The sequence below is a fragment of the Microbacterium sp. ZXX196 genome (assembly GCF_009709595.1).
Lineage (GTDB): Bacteria > Actinomycetota > Actinomycetes > Actinomycetales > Microbacteriaceae > Microbacterium > Microbacterium excoecariae.
Map to the genome: position 1 here is coordinate 1 of NZ_WMEE01000031.1, position 731 is coordinate 731.

At 60.7% G+C, this 731-nt stretch carries 2 protein-coding genes; one reads left to right on the top strand and one right to left on the bottom strand.

Going from position 1 to position 731, the window contains the following annotated elements:
* Positions 1–158 (top strand): transposase (locus GJQ66_RS15440; RefSeq protein ID WP_155049617.1); only part of this gene is annotated, 158 nt, incomplete at its 5' end.
* Between the two features lie 52 nt (positions 159–210).
* Here GJQ66_RS15440 and GJQ66_RS14825 read toward each other — a convergent pair.
* A partial coding sequence (locus GJQ66_RS14825; protein WP_230379569.1) for a hypothetical protein occupies positions 211–731 on the bottom strand: 521 nt, incomplete at its 5' end.

The following is a 731-nucleotide window of genomic DNA, read 5'->3' on the forward strand; positions in this document are numbered from 1 at the left end:
ACAAGGGACGCAACGTCGTCGAGCGCTGCTTCAACAAACTCAAGCAATGGCGCGGCATCGCGATGCGCTCAGACAAGTCAGCCCGCTCCTACCGCGCCGCGATAGCCCTCGCCGCCACGCTGATCTGGATCAAGACCGACTTAATCCACACGGCCTAGGGCGTATCTTCCATATGTCTGGTGAGGCTCGCGATGTCGAGTCGGAAGATTCTCACCATGGCGAAGTGCCGGTTTTCGAGAGAACTACCGCAGCGCACTTCTTGTCTAGTTCGTCAGCGAACCGGATGCAGAGTTTGCGCCACCGTATAACGTCACTCACGCGAGCCTCTTCGGGGGCCGCGCCGTGAGCAATCGTGTTCCGCCGTGAGGACAGATCCGCAAGTAGTTGCCGGACACCTCCCTTGGGGAGTCCCTTCCATCCGATGCTGTCTGCGACGAACGGTAAGCCGATGACGGCCGTGCGCTGATGCAAGTGACGCACCGCAACACCGTGGCTCAACGCAATCTGACGCTCGAAGTCCTTCATCTGTTGGATCGTGAACGACATGGCCTCAGCGGTTTCGGACACGACGGCCTCGACATATCCCTCCATTGCACCAGCGAGGAGGACGGTGGCTGCCCGAGTGAACGGCCGCCCCGGTTTTGTCACACCCGCTGGGCTGACCCCGTTTCGTAGGTCCGGTGGTTCTGAGAGTCGTCCTGTCGCCCGAAGGTTCGGGCAGGGAGACTGGT